This window comes from Synechococcus sp. BA-124 BA4, assembly GCF_034931165.1.
The window spans coordinates 1-19,486 of record NZ_JAYGIA010000089.1; the positions used below are offsets into that span (position 1 = coordinate 1).

The following is a 19,486-nucleotide window of genomic DNA, read 5'->3' on the forward strand; positions in this document are numbered from 1 at the left end:
CTCCAGCCCCGGGGGCACCACGGCAATGACGTCGAAGCAGGAGGAGCTGGCCATCGCTCCATGCTGCTGGCTGGCGGTCCCCCTGTACGGGGATGCCCACCGCCGGTGGCCGCGTCTGGACCGGCGGGGAGGTGGCAGGATGAACAGGTTCGTCCTCGGACGAACTAGGTGATCCACACCAGTGTTTCGGACAGCGGTTCGATTCCGCTCAGCTCCATTCCCCCGACCCACCGCCCCGCAGGCGGTGCGTCATCACGGGGCTGCAATGGTTTCGACGGGGCATGAGGAGGGTGACTGAAGCCTGCTCGGTCAGAGCGAACCCGTAACAGCGAACAACATCGTTCGTTTCTCCCGTCAAGCCGCCCCTGTGGCTGCCTGACACTCTTAACGGAGACGGGGTGAGGTCAGCCTTGTCACCCAAATGACCCATGGGCCCTGGAAGGGGCCTTCCTCGAACAGCTCGCAATCTATCTTTCGGCTAACATTGCACTTCGACATCGGAATTCTCCCTAGAAGGTCAGCGGTGAGTTCCTAAGATCCATCTTCATTGTCGCGACTCGCCCTGATACCCTGTCTCCCTCTTGTAGCAGTTCCGATGGATCATCCAGTTCCAAGCAAAAGCCGCAGGCAGATGTTTCCAGCTGATGTTCCTTCTGGACGTCTGGTCTAGGCTTGTCGGCTCGACAAGAATATCGGCGAAACCCGTTGATCAAGATCTCAACAGTTGCCGGTACAGTGGCCTTTCCTACAAAGGCCCAACCCATAATCTTATCCCTATGGATTTCTTCTAGGCGCCCCTGCCAGCCCTGATGATTTCGGACTTCTCGGCGATAGATCTCCGGGGATATCTCAATACTTGATCGGCAGGCAGATCTGGTGGGGCCGTCCAGATTTAAATCAAGGAAGCAATCTAGCTGGTCAATTAGCGTATCAGGGTTCAGCAGGGCCTTTTCGTAGGAAATCAGCAGGCAGGGAATATCGATTTTTTTCAGGAACTCCAGAAGCCGATGGTATTCGCTCAGGCTCTGTGTGAGTTGACCCATCAACTGTTCCCCCCTTGAAACCTGGCGCCGGCCAGCGATAGCAAGAATATCCCTGAAAATCACCACCAAGTAGGGTCTTTTCAGCATCCGAAAGAGGGAGTGTTCCAGGATTTGGCGCGATGGAAGCTTGAAGCCCCAGAGTGCGTAAGCATCGTCGCGCTGCCTAATCAGCCTTTGTAGCTCTCGACGCCGCCGTTGTTGCAGCAAGGCCGCAAGCTGCTGGTCTTCGTGTGTGCCGGTTGCCGTCTGTTCCCCCATGGAGATGCCTGCAGCCTGAAGAACCGCCGCCAGCATGGAGGTTCCGGACCGGCCAAGGCCAGCCACGACGACGGTGGCGGGTGGGATCCCATGCATCTGGGTTGAATTCAGACGCCAGAAGCCTGAGTTTAAATGGTTCTCCGAATCCCCCCCGAGCATGAGTGCACCGTGGGACTCTGATGGCTTTCGCTGGAAGATCATGGTATGAGCGTGGGCAAAAATGCAGCGAGGTGTTGCCTGGCAAGCCCGAAGCGGGTGGGTGGATTGGATTGCAGCGAAATCAATTGCTCCACCGCTTGCTCGGCGGTGACGAACCACCCACAGCGTGGACTGACATACCTTGGATAGGCCATCAGAGCCCCGAAGACCAGCTCATCCAAGCTCAGTTGACGTTGGCGACGCGCGCAGACAAGGTGATCCTGAGTAAGACCCCACCCAGCGTAAAACGGTAGGCCATGGCAGACAACGGGAACCTGCCTCAGCAGAGCCTCAAATCCTGTGCCGGAGGTAAGCACATGAACTCGATCCACCTGCCTGAGTAACGTATCGATGGAAACATGAGGCAGAACAGCATCCACGAGATTGCCAATGGTATTCTCACCATGTCCGGCAGGCCTTCTCCCGTTCACTACGAATGGGTGCGGCTTGTAGATCACGTAGGACCCATGCTCTAGTCGAAGAGCCGCCTTGACCAGCTCTAGGTTGGTCCGGATGCCTGGGGCCCCATAGCGGATAGAGGCATCTTGCTCGACTTGTCCAGCCACAAGGACCACAGGCTTGTTGAGAGAAGGCCGTTCCCAGCTATCTCCATCCAAATTGTATTTGCTCAGGGAAGCCGATAGAATCTGCTCCCGTAGCTGCAGTGCCCGCTGACGCTCCTCCTGAAGGAACGAGTGATCCTGAAGAAAGCACTCTAGTGCGCTGGCGCGGGTAGCATCAAAGTAAATGCCAATAGGATCGACAGCCAGGGATAGCGGCAGTTGGAGGTGGGCTCCTCGGCCGGTGGAGCGAAGAAAACCATCTTCCAATTGAATCAGCGGTTTGCGAGGATCCCTTTCCAAGGCTTTTCTGTTGGCTGCTCTGCCCAGCACTGCTGTGGCCTGAGCCGAGGAACTGGGTCTGGCATGCAGTGGGCGGAAGCGAACTGAACTCCCAGCCAGGTAGAAGCGAAGTGTTCGGTGATGGAATGGATGGATTCCGAACGCCTCGATCCTCTCAGGAAAGCGGCGGCGACGTTCCAGCTGCAAGCCCACCAGCTCCAGAATTCGCTCCGGAGGACAGCGCTGCCGGCGCGTGGGATCCCAATAGGTGCTGTCCTTGACAAGCCATCGAAACAGGAGGGCGAGTTGACGGTCGCGCTCCACCGGCAGTTGCGAAAGCCCGTGCACCGTGAGCTCCCAGATCAGGGCTTCCAGGCCCCATCGCCAGTCGCTGGTGATCAGTGCGGCAGCGGTTGCCAGAAGTGGTGCGGGGTGTTGCCGTTCCTGGCGGAGATCCCGGACGGTGGCCCCGGGGTAGAGGTGTGTGGCCAGGCGGGAAAGGTGGCGATCTCGGAAGGAAATCGACTGCAGTACGAATGGACTCTCTGGCGGACTTGCCCGCTGGCGTTGATTCCATGCGCTTAGTTCGAGTTCGCGCCACCGATGCAGCAGGTTCTCCAGCCGGATCCGTTGGCGGGGCGACAGCGGGCAGAGTTCCCGCGGAGGCCTGATCCATGGGCAACGGCTTAAGGGCGTTGGGCGCCAAAGCCTGGAAAACCAGGTCGGCTGCTCAAGTCCGTACAGGGGGGCCAGGGAATTCCCCATCAGAGTGGGCCAGGTGGAGCAAAGTTAGGTGTTGGCGAGCAGGGGGCTGAGTGGGGATGGTCCAGAAGGTGGTGATCTCAGGTGCCAGCCGTGGCATTGGAGCCGCCCTGGCAGAGGTTATGGCCTCTCCAGGCATCGCTCTACTACTACTGGCCCGGAACGAGGACTGCCTCCACAGAGTTGCAGAGCGATGTCGTGCCAAGGGGGCGCTTGTGTACTGGAGGGCCTTGGATGTGAGAAATCGTGAAGATGTGGCCGAAAGCGTGGCCGAGTTCGCAAGAGATGGAGGCATACAAGTAATTATTGCCAATGCCGGGACGGTGTCCTTGGAGCGGACCCCGACCGATCGAGGCCCTGACTGGGAGCGACTTCAAGACCAGATCCATCACAATCTCAGTTGTACGCTTTCGTTGCTGCAGGTGGGATTGAGTCTACCTGTGGAGCAACGGCGACATCTCCATTGCGTTGTGGTCAGTTCCTTGAATGCGTTCCTGGCGTTGGGTGAAGCTCCTGGTTACTGCGTGGCGAAAGCTGCCCAGCATTCTTTGGTGGAGGCACTGGAGGATTTCTATGCCGCCCGTCCTGCGCCTGAAACGGAGGTGTTCTTCAGTCAGGTGTTTCCAGGATTCGTAGCCACAGGAATGGCAGAGGGCTATCCAGGTCCTCGGCCATTCCAATGCACTGCGCAAAGCGCAGCTCATCGGATTCTCCGGGGTGTGAGGGCTCGACGCCGAATCATCTTGTTCCCGCGCAGATTGGCATTGCTTATCTGGATCGGGCAATGGCTGCCAAAAGCTCTTCTGCGCTGGATCATTGCTCCTGGTCGAGCGTATCGAGGCTCTTTGCCATGATCAGGTGGGACATCACTTGCTCGCCTCCATAGAGCTTAAGGAAACGAAGCATGGAGTGATTATCTTCGAGAATCCAGCCCATGCTTGCGGAACAGCTCCCCAAGGCTTGTCCCGTGTTGATCAAGTGGCGGAGCATCGCGGTGCAGGCCATCAGGGACAGTTGAGATCCCTGCAATTCTGGAATGACTCCCAAAAGCGCGATCCGACCGCGTTTACATTGGCAGCGTCGTAAACGCAGGAATAGCTGTGGCAAATTGAGGATTCCAAGGCTGGGGTTTAGTTCGGAGGCGATTTCTTTGGCGTTCGGGATGCCCAAAGAAACGGCAACTGGCTTTCCATGCAAAGATACGAATGAAAGAACACCTCTAGGTAGGAACATCAGTACCTTCAGAACCAGATTCCTGGCTTCCGCTTTGCCGATCGGTTCAAAGCCCCAATTGCTTCCCCAACAGTTGTTAATCAAATGTTCCACCCACTGGACGTCACGGCCCAGAGTCGACCATTTGGCTACTTCCAGTCTTAGTCCGTGCTCCGGCATGACTTCAAGCAAGGGCTGCATACGCGCAGCAATGCGTGTAGCGTTACGTTCGTCTGTCTGAAGAAAGGTTAATAATCGTTTTGCACGCTGATAGCCACAGAACTCCAGATTGTCAATATAATGTTCAGGCGTCTGTGGATAGCCGTAAAGTGACGGACATGTGCTGTGCTCTAGTAAACCACACTCGTCATGAATAGAAGGATTGAAAGGCCCAATGATTATCCGAGACCCTCTGTCTCGCGCCCAGGCTTCGGCTGCTCGAGTAAGAGCCAGGCTGGCTTCCGGGTTGTCGATACAGCTATAGAGTCCGAATCGTGACGGCCCTTCTGCAGGATGCATGGCCATGATCCTGCCAATCGTTGCCCGCTGATCTCTAAGGATCCAGCGCTGGTGAGGTGTGCGTCGCAGATAGGGTTGGAACCAGCTTGAACTGCGCAGAACTTCATCAAAATGAGCAAACCAGTCGGGTCGTTGCGCTGGTTCCAGCCCGATACCAAGAGCAGCCCTGAATCGATGGTGATCCAGGGCTGAATGGACTTCAACCAACTGCATCAGCTTTCGTTTGGTGAATAGCGTTGCAAAGAGTCTTGACCAAATCGTGCATACTCTCTTGTGAGTGATCGGAACGGACAAAAAGGCGTAGGCGACAGCGGTTGCTGGGTACGGTTGGAGGGGCGATAGGATAAACACCCCAGCCCTTGGAGAGCAAATGATTTGCGGTAAGAAAGGTATGGCGGAGATCGTTTAGCATGATTGGAATAATTCCCATCCCAAGGCTTCGCCCCACATCCAACCCCGCTTTTCGAGCCGTGTCGGCCAGATAGTGACCATTGGCTTGGAGCGTGGCAACCCGCTCCGGTTCGCTCAGTAAAATCTTCAAAGCTGTATGTGCGGCAGCACAGCAAGGTGCATTGAGTCCCACGCTGAAGCTGAAGCCACTAGCATGTAATCTGAGATGCTGAGTAATGGCTCTACTGGCAGCAATAAAGCCGCCGGTGGAAGCTAGGCTCTTGCTCAGGGTGCCCATCCATATATCGACTTGGCCAGGCTCAACTCCATGTTGTTCGTGGCATCCCAACCCTTGGCGTCCAAGTACTCCGAGGCTGTGGGCTTCATCCACCATAAGTAAGGCCTGATATTGATCTCGAAGCCGTAGCAGGAGAGCCAAGTCTGGACTATCACCGTCCATACTGAAGTGTCCTTCCGTAACAATTAGGCAGCGTCTGTAATGAGAGCGGTACTTGTCCAATAGCATTTGTAAGCATTCTGTATCGTTATGGGGAAACACCATTCGCCTGGCTCCGGAAAGGCGAACTCCCATTTGGATACTGTTGTGAGAGTACTGGTCCAGAACAACCAGGTCACCGGGCTCAACAAGTGCCGCGATCGTGCTGACATTGGTAGCGTGGCCGCTGACGAACACCAGCGCTGATTCCTTGCCATAGATCTGTGCAAGGAGGGACTCAAGTGCGGCATGGTGGGGTAACTCCCCAGCCATCAGGCGACTTGCGGAAGTCGATAGACCGTAATCCTTGAGGGCCACGGAAGCTGCTTCGATGACGGATGGATGAGTCTTGAGATTCAGATAATCGTAAGATGAGTACTGCTTCTGATCCAGGGGTTGGATATAATTGGACCTGGAAAAAAATGGCAGATCGGATTCTTGGAGCCCATTGCGTTGCATGAGCCGTTGCACAAGCTTCTGACTGGAGAGTAGAGAAGCCTGTTGCCAAGGCATCGGTCTAGGGCCACGAAATCTTATGATTCTAGCGCAAGCAGCGCTCTATGTGCTAAGCTATAAACTGGCTCTCTTTTAGTTGTTTCAATGCCAAGTGCGGTAAAGAGAATCGAAAGAGAAACTTTGCTTGCCATGAGCGACGATCAAATCGTCGCCGAAGTCGTCACAATACTGAAGAGGGTTGTGCCTCAGGAGTTGGCCGATATCCAGCTTGACTCGCGTTTAATTGAGGATGTTGGTATTGATTCATTGGGAACATACGAGTTGGTTATGGACGCCGAGGACCGGTTCGGCATTCAGATAGCTGATGACCAGCTTATTGACGTAAAAACCGTCAGGGATGTTGTCAAGTTTGTTAAATCTCAATTGGAATGAGCAGTCAATATCCGATCGCTGTCACTGGGATGGGTTGCATGTCGCCTCTCGGATGCAACCCTAATGATGCTTTCGCTGCCAGCCTTAATGGATTTATTGCTTCTGCCAATCTTTATGAATCCTGGGCTAGTGGTAGGGACAAATACCTTGCAGCAACTGTACAGACTATGCCTGAGTCACTCTTGGGTGAATTCCTGGCCAACCGTCTGGATCGATTCAGTCAGTTTGCGCTTCTAGCGGCGCGGCAGGCTTGGTCCGCCAGTGGCCTGGGAGACCATGATGTCCTTGGAGGTCGTTTGGCCGTGGTGCTAGGCACTGGGATCGGAGGCCAATCCACCTTGATCCAGCAATATGAGCGCAATGCAGCGGGTGCCAGACGTATACACCCCTTAGCTGTTGCTATGGCCATGCCAAATGCGGCGGCGGCTCAGGTGGCTATTGATTTGGGGGCCCACGGTGGCGCACATGCGCCTGTATCGGCATGCTCCAGTGGCGCTGAGGCGATTATCTGGGGGCAGATGCTGTTAGCTTCCGACCATGCAGATGTGGTTGTGGTCGGGGGAGCTGAGGCACCTATCCACCTTGCCACCATGCGTGGGTTCGCGGAGATGCGAGCGCTTTCCTGTCGACATGAGGATCCGCAAAGCGCCTGTCGACCTTTTGCGGAGGGCCGCGATGGGTTTGTCCTTGGGGAAGGTGCAGGGGCGCTCGTTCTGGAAAGACTCAGGGATGCTGAGGCACGACATGCGCCGATTGAAGGGCTTTTGCTCGCAGCCGGCATGACGAGCGATGCTCACCACCTGGCCATGCCGCAACCTGACGGGCTGCATGCTGCCGAGGCCATCCGGAAGGCCCTGAGGGGTGCAGATGCGAGGCCAGAGGATCTCTCGATGATCAGCGCCCACGCTACAGGAACGCCCTTGGGCGATATGGCAGAGGCACAGGCGCTTCGGCTTGTGCTGGGCTCAGCCACCGATCACGTCTGGGTCACCGCGCCCAAGGCCGGCCTTGGCCATCTGTTGGGGGCAGCGGGAGCCGTGGAATCCATACTGACCCTCAAGGCCCTGCAGAAAGCGGTAGTACCGCGAAGCCTTAATTCAGATCCTCCCGACCCTCAGATCCCGCTTCGGGTTGCCAGGAATCGCAATGAGAATCTAAGCCGTAGGAGTCGGCACTTGGCCATCAAGAACTCTTTTGGATTTGGCGGTCACAATGTGAGCCTGCTGTGGGCAAGTGCTTGACCTCGATCCTTGTGTTGCATCAGGGGGCTGAATCCAGTCTGGACTTTTTCCTTTATTCGGCTTTCAAGTCACGCCATTGGAGGCCGATACTACTGGACACTCGTCAGCGTCCTCCTAAGGATCTTGGATCGCAGCTAAAGCAGGTTCAAGTGGTCATGCTTGTACGCTACTGGCCCCGGGGATGGCGCTGGAGAGGCTGGCTACGACAAGCCAAGATCCAGGGTCAGCGTTGCATATATTGGATGGATGATGATCTATTAGACATTGACGGATTTGAGGTGTTACCCCATAAGTATGCCAACAAACTACGTCGTCTGGCTTGGTCGAAACGTTTCACCATCCTTGACTGGTGCGAAGAACTCTGGGTCAGCACCCCAGTCCTCGCTGAGCGTTATGCCAGTTTGAATCCCGTGCTGATTCCCTTACGACCACAGCTGCGTGTCCTAGCGCAAGTCAAGAGCTTCTCCATTGGTTATCACGGAACAGCGTCCCATCGTCAGGAACTTTTGTGGCTTTACCCACTCATTCTCAAGGTGCAGGAGAGGTACTCTCATACATTGATTGATCTCTACGGTGATGAGGAAATGCGAAGGCTATACGGATCTGTGCCGAGAGTTCGTGTCCACCAACCCGTTCCTTGGGAGCGTTATCTCCAACTGACAGCTAGCCAGCGGCTGGATTGTCTTCTGTGCCCGCTGATGGACAACGGATTCAATCGGGCCCGCGCGGCGGTGAAGTTTTTTGACGCAGCTCGACTCGGTGCTGCTGGCTTGTATAGTGATAAACTGCCTTACTCTGCGCTCGTGAAGCATGGCGAAGATGGCCTGCTCCTAAGTGATCAGCGTGATCAATGGCTCAATGCAATCGATCGGCTGCTAACCAATCCGCAATGGTGCGAGCGATTGGCAAAAGCCTCTCGAAGTCGTGCTTATGACTTTGTTCGTTAAGGCAGATTCATGATTGATCTTACCCGTTCGTTCTCCAGGTTCACTTTTGCTGCAGTCATTAACCTTTTGGCGTTTTCGCCAACGATCTACCTGCCACTAAGTGTTATGGCCGCCACCCCAGTGGCGCCCACATTATTCAGCGGAGATCTGCGCTATCGACTTGGCCCAGGTGATCGTGTCAGGATGTCAGTCTTTAAGATACCTGGCTACGAGGGTCTTGCTGAGGTGATTGCAGATGGTACCGCCAGTTTCCCCAGGATAGGCAGCATCTTTGTTGCTGGGCTGACGTTGGATCAGGCCCGAGATCGGATCAGTAAGGCCTATTCCAGGTTCCTGCGCCGTCCCATTGTTTCTCTGGATCTGGTGGCTGCGCGTCCCATGCGGATCACTGTCACTGGCGAGGTCCAGCGGCCCGGCTTATACAGTCTGGATCGTTCTGGGAATTATCAGCTGGACAACGCTGGTGATGTGGCTGGTTCAGCTGGTTCAACCACTATCCAGTCGAGTGGTTGGCCCACCATGGTCGAAGCCATTCAGAAGGCGGGGGGAATCACAGCCCGAGGTGATTTGCGAGCTGTCATTCTTAGGCGCCAGTTTGGCCCAGGTTCCCAACGAGAGCTAAGGGTCAACTTCTGGGAGGCCCTACGAGATGGCCGGCAGATAGAGAATCCGATTCTCTTTGACGGAGATGTGGTTATGGTGACGCCCGCAGATGATCTCAGTTATCCGGATTTGATCAAGATCGGAGCATCAACCTTCGCTCCTGACACCATTGGTGTGAATGTTGTGGGTGAGGTCATGCGTCCCGGAGTTGTCAAGATTCGGGCCAACAGCCATCTCAGTAATGCAGTTTTGAGTGCCGGAGGCTTTGTCAAGGAGCGAGCCAGCGTCAGTAACGTCCAATTACTTCGCCTTGAACCCAATGGCACAATAACCCAAAAGCAGGTCCGCTTCAATCCATCCGATCCCCTGGGTAGTGACAATAATCCTGCCTTGCAAGATGGAGATGTCATTGTGGTTAACCGCAATCGCAGATCCGCTTTCAACGATGCCGTACGCGCCACCCTCGAACCGGTAGGTCCTGTCATCAATGCAGCTTCTTTGCTGCGTCTGTTAGGTGTCAACTGAACCATTGACCATGGAAGGCACAGGGACAAGGCTCCGAAGACTGAGTGGTTTCGAAATTCAGTGGCGCGTTGTCAATGCGTTGGTTTACCGCGAGCTAAGACGCCGCGTTAGCGATGTCCATGGTGGTTTCCTCGCCGTGCTCGTTGAGCCGATCGGCCAGATCGCGGTTTGGGCAGCACTGCGAATGATTGCGAGCCCAGCAACGAGAGTGAATAATCTTAATATCATTCTCTTTCTGGCGCCAGGGGTTATACTTTTTAATCTGTATTCGCGTGTTGCGTCCCATGGCTTGACAACCATGGAGGCAAATAGGGCACTGTTCTTTTATCGACGTGTCAAGCCCATTGACACGGTTCTGGCCAAGGCCATCGAAGAGTTAGGCCTCTATGCCTGTGCGGCCATTGTGGTGTTCAGCCTTGTCTGGGCACATTTGTATGCTCTGGTACTTCGAGATCTTCCCTTATTGGTCATGTCCTTCGTGCTGATGACTCTGCTTGGAGTCGGTACGTCTCTTTTGTCCTTGGTTGGATCTCATTACTTTGCCAACCTTAAGCAGATCCTTTCCTGGGTGAACCGAGCGCTATACTTCGCGTCAGGTGTGATCTATTCTCCTATTCAGATTCCTCAATTTGCCAGAGACCTGCTCGTCTATAACCCACTTCTCCAGTGTATTGAGCTGGCTCGTCAAGCCTTGAGCATTGACTATCAGATTCCTTCGCAGATCTCTCTGGCTTACCCTTCTGGTTTTGCCTTGATTTACCTTAGCCTTGCCCTGTGGTGCTATACTAGTAATGAGAGAGCTTTGATTAGGCGTTAATTTAATGATTCGCGTCAATTCGCTTACCAAGAGCTACCTGTATAAAGGCAAGAGAAAGCGGGTCCTCGATAACTTAAGCTTTGAGATAGGCAGTGATGAATCGATCGCTGTCATCGGTGCCAATGGTGCCGGAAAATCCACCTTACTACAGCTGCTCGGTGGGATTGATGTTCCTGATCAGGGTACGATTCAATGTGATGGAACGATCTCCTGGCCTGTTGGAATTGAGGGTGGATTCCAGGGAAGTCTGACTGGGCGGGAAAATGTGACATTCGTCAGCATGATTTACGGGGAGAGGCGTGACCTTGAAGATCGCATCAAGTTTGTTGAGGACTTCGCAGAGCTTGGTATTTATTTTGATCGGCCATTCAAGACATACTCTTCAGGGATGAAGTCTCGTCTGAGCTTCGGACTGTCGATGGCGTTCCCATTTGATTATTATCTGATTGATGAGATCACGGCAGCTGGAGACCAGAAATTTCGAGAAAAGAGCAAAAGGCTTTTGCTGGAACGAAAGAAAACCGCAAACTTCTTGATGGTTGATCATAACCTGTGGGGGTTGAAGATTCATTGCAACCGAGCCTTCTTGCTGGAATCAGGAAAGGTCTTGGAATTTGATGATGTTCAGAAGGCGATAGATATTCATACCAAGAGTCTCTTGGCTGAACTTCCACCTGATACTGCGGAACTATCTCATGCAGCTTAACGTCGCCAGGCAAAAAACAATTCAGGCTTTTCATCATGCCCAGACTCATTTGAAGTTTCGGGCAAAGAAACCTGATCTGCTGGGTTGGCTAAAGAAGCGGTCTGTGCTTCAGTTGGTACTTGTGCCCATAGTGCTGGCCGGAGTGTATTTCTTTGCAATTGCACGCGATCGCTATGCCGTGGAGTCGAGCTATGTCGTACGCCGGTCCGCGGAAGACATCTCCCTCGGTGGCGGCGCTACCAGCGGCTTAGCTGGATTGTTTGCAGGTTCTAGTCAGAACTCTCTGGAAGATGCGCGATACCTACGCACTTACCTCACCTCACCGCAGGTGCTGGAGGATCTGCTCAAAACCTATGATTTTGATGCTGCATATGCACGATTCTCCCCCGACCTTTTTGCAGGCTTGCCAAGTGGTGCAAATCGTCAAGATCGGCTCAAATTCTTTCAGAAGCAGGTACAGGTTCAACTGAATGAGATTTCTGGGGTTATCACTCTTACCACTGTCGGATTGTCTCCTAAAGCCGCTTATGAGCTCAATAATTTCTTGTTGAAGCAAAGCGAACAGTTTGTCAATCGCTTGAACCAGCGTATTGGGGAGGCCCAACTACAGTTCGCCCGAAAGGAACTGGCCAGTTCTCAGGCACAGCTTGACAAAGCCAAGCAACGCTTGCTTGCTTTCCAAAGTTCCACAGAGGTGATTGACCCCAAAGTTGAGGCGGGGATTGTGGCCAACTCTGTTGGAGGTTTAGAGATGAAACTGGCAGAGCTGAAGCTCCAGCGTTTTACTCTTGAGCAGCAATACAAGAGTAAGGATGAGCCTGATCTCTTGGCCGTTATTGACCAAATTGCAGAACTCCAGCGTCTCATTGATTCTGAACGCAAAGGTCTCGTGTCGCGCCAAGGCTCTGGCCGCAACCTCAATCGTAAGGCGGCTGACATTCTCAAGTACCAGTCAGCTGTCGATTTTGCTGCAGACCTCTACAAAACAGCACTCATCTCTGCCGAGAAAGCTCGTGTTGATACTCAACGACAGCAGAAATTCATGGCCATTCTGTCTGCACCTCTTCTTCCTGATTCGCCTGCATTTAACTGGCGCCTCCGCGGATTCTTCACTGTTGCTGCTATTGCTTTGGTGGGCTTAAGTCTGGGTAAGTTTGTCTTAGGGGTCCAAGACAGCCATCGTGAGTAAGCTGATCCTTCATCTGGCTAGGCACGGTGGAACCGGTCGGCAGTGGAGGCGAAAGGCTCTTGCCTTGTTCTTTAGTCGCTGGAAGCTGCTGCCTGGACGATGGTTGGACTCAGTTGACTGCCCGACTTGGATCAGTGACTCCGCTTTGCAACCCGGCTGGTATCGGTTGGGAATTCTGTTGCAAGGACCGCAGCATCGCTACCGGATCGAGCTTAGCCGTGGCACAGAGCCATTTGTTCAGTCCCTGCAGGTCACCAATGGCCTCGAACGTCGTCGTTTGATTCGTATTTCCAGCCGCGGCAGAAAGGACCTAAAGCTTCGTTTCTTTCACCTTGATGGCGACATCCAAGAGCTACGACTACGATATCAGCCGCTGTTTTCCCCGAGGGCCCATTACCGTGTCGCAAGGCATCTACGCACTCGTCATGGTCTTTATGGCAGGGTCATTGGCAGCAACCGCATGCTCAGCCATGCACGCATCTGGGCTGACTACAATGCTCTCCTTGCCCGGCGTCGGGTTGACGGCCAGGGTTACGCCGCTTGGATTCAGCAGGTGGAGGCGCCCCGCCGTTCACGACTGAAGCCGTCTGCAGAGGCATGGCGCCGGATACGTTTCCAGTTTTGGTCGCCGGGGGCCTTAGACGAGACTGACTGGTGGGTTGTGTTGGAAGATGGCGATTGTCTTGCTCCTGACGCGCTTGAACGTATGTCCCAGCTGCTTCAAGAGGTACCTGAGGCTGAGCTCATCTATGCCGACAGTGATTTGCTTTCTGCGCAAGGCGTACGACACACGCCTAACTGGAAACCTGCCTGGAATCCCGATCTGCTACTCACCGATCCCCACTACATTCGTTGCTTTTGGGTACGGGCGGATCGCTTGAAGGAAGCGGAACTGCGGCTGTGCGTAAGCGGCGAAGAACCCACCCCTTATGGCCTGTTGCTGGAACTGTCCCAGGTCTGCCTCTCGGAGCAGATCTGGCATTGGCCGGAGGTGTTGAGCCACCACAGGCCCACCGGCCGAGGAGACGATGCTTCCGCTTCCATGGTCCAACGGCACCTCGAGCGTCACGGTCTCAGTCCTGTGGTTGAGGCAAGAGCAGGCGGAGGGCATCGGCTGTTCTGGCCCCTCCAGGACAGTCCCGTTCTTGTGAGTGTGATCGTGCCTACACGGGATCGGTTAGAGCTTCTGGAGCCGTGCCTCCGTTCTGTGTTGGCCTTGGTTGGAACTCGGCTGGAGCTTGAGCTGTTGGTGGTTGACAATGGTAGTGAAGAGACATCCACACTCAACTTTCTGAGGGAGCTTGAGACAACGCGACGGGCGAAGGTTCTACGTTGCCCAGGCCCGTTCAATTACTCGGCACTCAATAATTCGGCGGCTGCCGTTGCTCAAGGGCAGCTTCTGTTGTTGTTGAACAACGACATTGAAGCTCGGAATGATGGTTGGCTAGAAGTTATGGCAGGTCAAGCCCTGAGGGAGGAGATCGGGTGTGTGGGAGCTCAGCTACTTTATCCAGATGGCACGTTGCAGCATGCAGGCGTCATCCTTGGCATCGGGGGTGTGGCAGGCCACAGTCATAAGTATCAGCCAGCATCGGAAGCTGGTCATCAGCTACGTGTCCACCTTACCCAGAATCTCAGTGCAGTCACGGGAGCCGCGTTGATGATTCGCCGTTCATTGTTTCAACAGCTGGGGGGCCTTGATGCCGAGAAGCTGCATGTGTCCTACAACGATCTTGACCTTTGCCTGCGGGCGAGGGCTGCGGGCTATAGAAATCTCTACTGTCCTGAGGCTGTGCTGGTGCACCATGAGTCCAAGAGCCGGGGAGCACCGATCACACCCGAGGCCCTTAGCCAGTGGCACAAGGAGCGTGAGGTGATGAAACAGCGCTGGGGTTTCGTACTTGAAGCAGATCCCTATTACCATCCTGAGCTCAGCCTCCAGGAGGAGAACTTCTCCCTCCGTCTTGATGGGCCGGCTCCTCGTTTGCGGCGTGCTGAGCCAATGCGGGAGTCGAGGTGATGGGTCTCGACTTAGTGAGTATCCCATTGATCGACCTGCCCGATATTGGTGACCGGGTGGCTGATGGAGTTTTCGGACCTTATGGCCGACAGGCCCTAGCTATGGCGGAGCAGGGTTTCTGTTTGCTGGATTTGGCGGACGCGACCTTCCGAGAGCGAGCGGATGAGATTCGTCGCTCTTTTTCCACTCATTTTTATCTTGAGGGATGGCGAACTGGCAGCGCCGAGAATCTACGTTTGCAGGATGGCTGGAATCAATGCACAGCTGTGCGGGAACTGGCCCTGCATCCGGTGGTCCTGGAGTTTCTCGGTATTCTTTTCGGACGTGAGCCCTTTTGCTTCCAAACGCTGAATTTTCCAGTGGGTAGCCAGCAGCATTTCCACAGTGATGCTGTGCACTTCCATAGTTACCCCCATGGATTCATGTGTGGAGTCTGGATGGCCCTTGAGGATGTTCATGAAGATGCAGGTCCCTTGGTGTACTACCCCGGTAGCCATCGCTTACCTTATCGTAGCGCTAAATCTGAGGGTATGACTCCATCGGAGATTGCGGCTGAACCGCACCCGCAGAGGCTTTTCGAGCCCATCTGGCGGAGAGAGATACGGCAGCAGGGCTTCCAGCCCAAAACCTTCCTGCCCCGGCAGGGAGAAGTTCTGGTCTGGCATGCCAATCTGCTTCACGGCGGGCTCCCGGTAAAGAACCGTGAGCGCACGCGTTGGAGCCAAGTGAACCACATGTTCTTTGCCGATTGCCTTTATACCACTCCGATGCATAGTTTCGGGCTCTCGGACGGAGGTGCTTGCATGCGACAACCTCAGGATGTGGCCACGGGGAACCCCCGGATTGGCTGCTTCAAGGGATAATGGGCGCAACTCCAGCCGGGTACTTTCGTGGCTCGTCGTCGTCGTTCAAAGCCCAAGCACTCCGGAGGCATCGATACGATCACGCCAGGCCTGATTGCAGGCTGGGCCCATTGCAACGATGCAGTGCTTACGGAGGTGCGTCTTTTGGCAGGGTCTCATCTGCTGGGACGGACGCTGATTAACCAGCATCGTCAGGATGTCTGCCAAAAGCTCGGGCTTGAGGGAACCTTCGGTTTTCAGCTGGAGTTGAGTGGCGATCTTCCCGCCGTGATCTTTGAGGATCCACCTCGCCTGCTGGGTCTGTCTGTTGATGGAAGCACTACTGTCGAGCTTCTCTACCAGCCTCAGCCTTCCAGCACCGCCGAACATCTTAAGACGGTGTTGGCCCCGCAGGTGCGCGGCGCCGTGGGCCATTTTGACGGGCTGAGCCCTGATGGCGATGCTCTCCAGGGTTGGTGTTTCCGGCGCGGCCAGAGTTCTGAACAACCGATTGAGGTCTGGCTGCTGACTGCCGGCCAGCCTGCGATCGAGCTTCGTTGTGATCGCTACCGACTGGGTATGGGCGCCCAGGGCTCTCCGGAGCGCTGTGGTTTTGAGATCGAGCTGCACGAGCTGCCTCCTGCCTGGGCAGGTCAGGAGGTGCAGGTCTGCTTTGACGCCGAAGGCAGCATCCAGCTGCCTGGGGCTGGTGCGGTTCGTCTGCCGTGTGTTGCGAAAGCGGAGATTACCACTGCTGAGCCATTGATGCATCCTGCTTCCGGGTCGCCGTATGCCTCCCAAGTGGCCATGGCACCACCTGATTTGCGGGCGAACTGGCAGGCCTTGGAGCAGTACAGGCAGTTTCTGGATTCCCTTGATGCTCAAGTCAGCCGCGCGGAAGCTTTCCAGCAGCAGAGGCGTGAGCAACAGTCCCTTGAGGCAAGCCGCCCGCGGCGGAAGCGCGATCGCTTGCTCCGTTTGTTCGGGTTCAGGAGTTGACCGTCAAGGTTGCTGCCAGATGGCCTCCAAACGCCGCCGATAGCGTTCACCTACACTATGGGGGCTAAACTGTTGTTTGTAAGCCACAGTTGCTTCCGCCACGTCTGCTTCCCGGGCCCCGTCCATGGCTGCGATCGTTTTCATGCTCTTCGCGGCTGATGCGATGTCGGGTTCTGCCCAGCGGTGCCGTTCGTCGGCGGGAGGGTAGGCCTGGGGGGGAATCGGCACAGAACGCCAGGGCACCGGATGGGCCAGTGGCCCCTGGCAGAAATCCGTGTTGCCTCCATGGTCGGTAGCAATCACGGCGAGCCCGAGCTGCAAGGCCTCCGCTAGAGACCGTCCGAATCCTTCTGAACGATGCAGACTCACGAAGGCATCACAGCAGGCGTAGAGGTTGAGCAGGTCTTCCCGCCCAAGGTTTTCTGCGATCAGCTTGATGCGTGGATCTTCCAGTAGGCGAGCCTGCAGCCATTGCCAGTCGTGGCTAGCAGGGGATGGGGAAAGGACCTTGATCACCAGTGCAACCTTCTGCTGCTGCTGATCAGGGAAAGCGAGTTGAAAGGCTTCAATCACCGCGTGGGGGTTCTTTCTGATGGTGGTGGAGTTGAAGTCAAAACTGTAGACGAACAGCGTGGCTGATAGTGGCAAGTGGAATTGATGCCGCAGGGTGCGACGTTGTTGTTCGCTTATTTTCACATTGGTTGCTGTGATGTCCACGGCCATGGGCATGGTGTGAATCGGGATGGCGTGTTGTGCTGCCATCGGCTGCAGGACTCGATGGATATAACTACTGGCGGGCCAGAGTTCATCGCAGTGCTCAAGCAGTGGTTCCCAGGCTTGGGGCCAGCGATCGGTTTCCCATGGCCATGCGGCGATTGTGTAGTGCCCTTGCTGTGGTGTCAGGCCATTCTGGAGCAGCCATTGGGCATGGCTGATGGGCTGCAGGCAGATGAGATTGAAGGCGTAGGGGCCTGAAGGCCCAGGGTGGATCAAGTCTTCCAGGCTGCGATCGTTTGTTGCTGATCCGTTGAAGGCCGGAACATCAATTACGGTGAAGGGCACATCCGCAGCGGCCAAGGCACGGGCGGCCATGCGGATGTCTTCGCCGACGCCGAAGACATGGAAAGCATGCCCGATCAAATTAACGCCAAAGGGTCGGTCGCTCCAGGGTGAGTGGGAGCTGGGCTGTGGAGGGGAGGGTGAGGAGCCCTTCAGGCGGGGATATCGCTGATGCAGCACGTCATCCTGCTGCAACAACAAGCTGTACGGCCCATGCTGGTCGATGCCGGCCAGCAGGCGGCGATGGGGGCCTGCCGGAGGCGAGGGGGCCTTGAGGCAGAGCTGGGGATGGGCGATCTGAAGAATCCGCACGCTGTGGCATTTCTGGAGCTGCAGTTGTGCTGCTTGCTGCTCCTTCAGCTGTGCATCCGCCTGAGGGCACCAGGTTTGCCGGAGCCAGGCCTCTGCATGGGGTGAGAGAGCCGTACTGGCTTGCGCAATGACTTTGTCCATCTGCTGGAACAGGGTCTGATCTGCTGGTAGCTGGGCATGACCGGCCTGGAGTTCAAGCCCGTAGTTGTGCAGATTCCGACCACTGGCTGATCCGAAGTAAGTGGCTTGCAGCCGGGTGGTCTCGACAGCCACGAGGCCGCGCTGGAGGCTGGTGATCGAGCTGCTGTGCAGGCGGGTGCGGCCTTGAAGGTGGGGGAGATAGCCGATGCGGTGGGGGAAGGCCGTGAAGGCACGCAGCCAGTAGTCGTAGTCGAAGGCGGTGTTCAGGTTGGTGTTGAAGGGTCCCAGCAGCACACCCATGGAGCGGCGCCAGAGCACGGCAGGTTGGCAGATGCCGCAATGGTTTCGCTGTCCCTCCAGACCGGCGCAGGGAAGAACTGTGGGGTAGGGCCGCAGAAAACCAGACGCGTCATCAAATTCCTCTCCTTCGCCGTAGACCATCAGCCAGTCGGGATGGTCGGCCAGGGCAGCCACGGCCCGCTGCAGGCAGCCTGGGGGGTAGAGATCGTCGGCATTGAGCCAACCAATCAGGCTGCCGCGGGCACGGGCGGAGGCCTGGTTGAGTGCATCTGCTGGGCCTGTATCCCGGCGGGACACGAGGCGCAGCCGGTGATCACGATGGCTCCACTCTTCAATCTGCTCAAGGCTGCCATCGGTGGAGCCAGCATCGGCGAGCAGTACTTCAAGAATTTCCGGTTGTGCCAACGCCGAGGTAATGGCTTCGTGAAGAAATGGCCCTGCATTGAGACAGGGCATCAACACCGAAACCTGCGGGTTCAAAGGCCCGTGGCCTGCAGCCTGATCATGCGGCCCAGCAGGTTCATTGCTCTTGCGTGTTCGTGCGCCTGTGCCTGGGTCAGTTCGTCCCCTGCGCGTGAGCGCAGGAAGTAGTGCTCGAGTTCTTCCTGCACCTGGTGGAGCTGTACGAGGGTGAGCTCGGCTTCTTCCTGAGTCTCCTTCATGTTCATGTTGGCAATCTCAAGCTCCTGAGAGCGTTTCTGGTGTTGCTTGGTGATGTCAGCGGCTCTGGCTTCTGCAGCTTGGAGGGCCTGGTCTTTGATCTGGAGCTGGGCGGTGAGATCGTTCTGGGACTTGCTCAGCTGGTCAAGACGCTGCTGAAGGCTGTAAAACTCCTGGTTGACCCGCTGAAGTTGCTTGGTGAGTTCAGTGGCTTTTGCCTCTGCGGTTTGGAGGGCTTGGTCTTTGGTTTGGAGCTGGGCGGTGAGATCTTCTTGTTCGCGAGAGCGCAGGAAGTAGCGCTCAAGCTCCTCCTGCACCTGGTGGAGCTGCAGGATGGTGAGGTCAGCTTCTTCCTGGGATACCTTGAGCTGCTCAGCCTGCTGATCGCGAACGGCCTGGGCCTGGTGGAGGGTTTCGGCCTGGGCGTTGAGCTGGAGCTGGAGATCGTTGGCGCTGTGGATGGCGGCGTCCTTCTCGGAGGCGAGGGCGTCGTGCTGGGCCTTGGCGAGTGCGAGGT

Annotated in this window: 17 protein-coding genes and 1 pseudogene; 12 read left to right on the forward strand and 6 right to left on the reverse strand. The window is 55.8% G+C overall.

The features are described 5' to 3' along the window. Nucleotides 1-509: 509 nt before the first annotated feature. Together VB734_RS11750 and VB734_RS11755 are read right to left on the reverse strand one after the other, a co-directional pair. Nucleotides 510-1,337, reverse strand: coding sequence for a hypothetical protein (locus VB734_RS11750; RefSeq protein ID WP_323243344.1), 828 nt, complete (start codon nt 1,335-1,337; stop codon nt 510-512). 161 nt (nt 1,338-1,498) lie between these two features. Then, nucleotides 1,499-3,106, reverse strand: a complete 1,608-nt coding sequence (locus VB734_RS11755) for a capsular polysaccharide biosynthesis protein (RefSeq protein WP_323243345.1) — start codon at nt 3,104-3,106, stop codon at nt 1,499-1,501. Nucleotides 3,107-3,162: 56 nt separating this feature from the next. Between VB734_RS11755 and VB734_RS14660 the strand changes: the two genes are divergently transcribed. Then, nucleotides 3,163-3,957, forward strand: coding sequence for an SDR family NAD(P)-dependent oxidoreductase (locus VB734_RS14660; RefSeq protein ID WP_416238052.1), 795 nt, complete (start codon nt 3,163-3,165; stop codon nt 3,955-3,957). Here VB734_RS14660 and VB734_RS11760 read toward each other — a convergent pair. Both VB734_RS11760 and VB734_RS11765 read right to left on the reverse strand, forming a co-directional pair. Further along, the gene (locus tag VB734_RS11760) at nt 3,917-5,047 is read right to left on the reverse strand and encodes a hypothetical protein (protein ID WP_323243346.1); all 1,131 of its coding nucleotides are present in this window, start codon (nt 5,045-5,047) and stop codon (nt 3,917-3,919) included. The genes VB734_RS14660 and VB734_RS11760 overlap by 41 nt on opposite strands. Next, on the reverse strand, nt 5,034-6,233 hold the full coding sequence (locus VB734_RS11765) for an aminotransferase class I/II-fold pyridoxal phosphate-dependent enzyme (protein ID WP_323243347.1): 1,200 nt from the start codon (nt 6,231-6,233) through the stop codon (nt 5,034-5,036). The genes VB734_RS11760 and VB734_RS11765 overlap by 14 nt, the downstream gene beginning before the upstream one ends. Before the next feature lie 132 nt (nt 6,234-6,365). On the opposite strand from VB734_RS11765, the gene VB734_RS11770 reads away from it, so the two are divergent. The 10 genes from VB734_RS11770 to VB734_RS11815 all read left to right on the forward strand — a co-directional run bounded on the left by VB734_RS11770 (nt 6,366) and on the right by VB734_RS11815 (nt 16,497). After that, nucleotides 6,366-6,608, forward strand: coding sequence for an acyl carrier protein (locus tag VB734_RS11770; RefSeq protein ID WP_323243348.1), 243 nt, complete (start codon nt 6,366-6,368; stop codon nt 6,606-6,608). Continuing rightward, on the forward strand, nt 6,605-7,849 hold the full coding sequence (locus VB734_RS11775) for a beta-ketoacyl-[acyl-carrier-protein] synthase family protein (RefSeq protein ID WP_323243349.1): 1,245 nt from the start codon (nt 6,605-6,607) through the stop codon (nt 7,847-7,849). The genes VB734_RS11770 and VB734_RS11775 overlap by 4 nt, the downstream gene beginning before the upstream one ends. Before the next feature lie 242 nt (nt 7,850-8,091). After that, nucleotides 8,092-8,796 carry a glycosyltransferase gene (locus VB734_RS11780; RefSeq protein WP_323243350.1) on the forward strand — a complete coding sequence of 235 codons (705 nt, stop codon included), beginning with the start codon at nt 8,092-8,094 and terminating at the stop codon, nt 8,794-8,796. A 9-nt stretch (nt 8,797-8,805) separates the two neighbouring features. Continuing rightward, nucleotides 8,806-9,924 carry an SLBB domain-containing protein gene (locus VB734_RS11785; RefSeq protein ID WP_323243351.1) on the forward strand — a complete coding sequence of 373 codons (1,119 nt, stop codon included), beginning with the start codon at nt 8,806-8,808 and terminating at the stop codon, nt 9,922-9,924. 79 nt (nt 9,925-10,003) lie between these two features. Continuing rightward, nucleotides 10,004-10,741: an ABC transporter permease gene (locus VB734_RS11790; RefSeq protein ID WP_323243352.1), complete on the forward strand. Its 738-nt coding sequence runs from the start codon at nt 10,004-10,006 to the stop codon at nt 10,739-10,741. 4 nt (nt 10,742-10,745) lie between these two features. Next, on the forward strand, nt 10,746-11,447 hold the full coding sequence (locus VB734_RS11795) for an ABC transporter ATP-binding protein (RefSeq protein WP_323243353.1): 702 nt from the start codon (nt 10,746-10,748) through the stop codon (nt 11,445-11,447). Continuing rightward, nucleotides 11,437-12,636 (forward strand): hypothetical protein, encoded by a 1,200-nt coding sequence (locus VB734_RS11800; RefSeq protein WP_323243354.1) that lies wholly within the window; start codon nt 11,437-11,439, stop codon nt 12,634-12,636. Before VB734_RS11795 ends, VB734_RS11800 begins: the two co-directional genes overlap by 11 nt. A gap of 166 nt (nt 12,637-12,802) precedes the next feature. Further along, complete coding sequence (locus tag VB734_RS11805) at nt 12,803-14,656, forward strand: glycosyltransferase family 2 protein (protein WP_323243355.1); 1,854 nt, start codon at nt 12,803-12,805, stop codon at nt 14,654-14,656. Beyond that, nucleotides 14,656-15,519 (forward strand): phytanoyl-CoA dioxygenase family protein, encoded by an 864-nt coding sequence (locus VB734_RS11810; RefSeq protein ID WP_323243356.1) that lies wholly within the window; start codon nt 14,656-14,658, stop codon nt 15,517-15,519. Before VB734_RS11805 ends, VB734_RS11810 begins: the two co-directional genes overlap by 1 nt. A gap of 27 nt (nt 15,520-15,546) precedes the next feature. Then, nucleotides 15,547-16,497 (forward strand): hypothetical protein, encoded by a 951-nt coding sequence (locus VB734_RS11815; RefSeq protein ID WP_323243357.1) that lies wholly within the window; start codon nt 15,547-15,549, stop codon nt 16,495-16,497. 3 nt (nt 16,498-16,500) lie between these two features. On the opposite strand, the gene VB734_RS11820 is transcribed toward VB734_RS11815, so the two are convergent. Further along, the gene (locus VB734_RS11820) at nt 16,501-18,309 is read right to left on the reverse strand and encodes a glycosyltransferase (protein ID WP_323243358.1); all 1,809 of its coding nucleotides are present in this window, start codon (nt 18,307-18,309) and stop codon (nt 16,501-16,503) included. 192 nt (nt 18,310-18,501) lie between these two features. Then, nucleotides 18,502-18,765, reverse strand: a pseudogene (locus tag VB734_RS14665) (glycosyltransferase); the annotation flags it as partial. A 134-nt stretch (nt 18,766-18,899) separates the two neighbouring features. Here VB734_RS14665 and VB734_RS11830 point away from each other — a divergent pair. Next, nucleotides 18,900-19,486: hypothetical protein (locus VB734_RS11830; protein WP_323243360.1), on the forward strand; the 587-nt coding region annotated here is incomplete at its 3' end.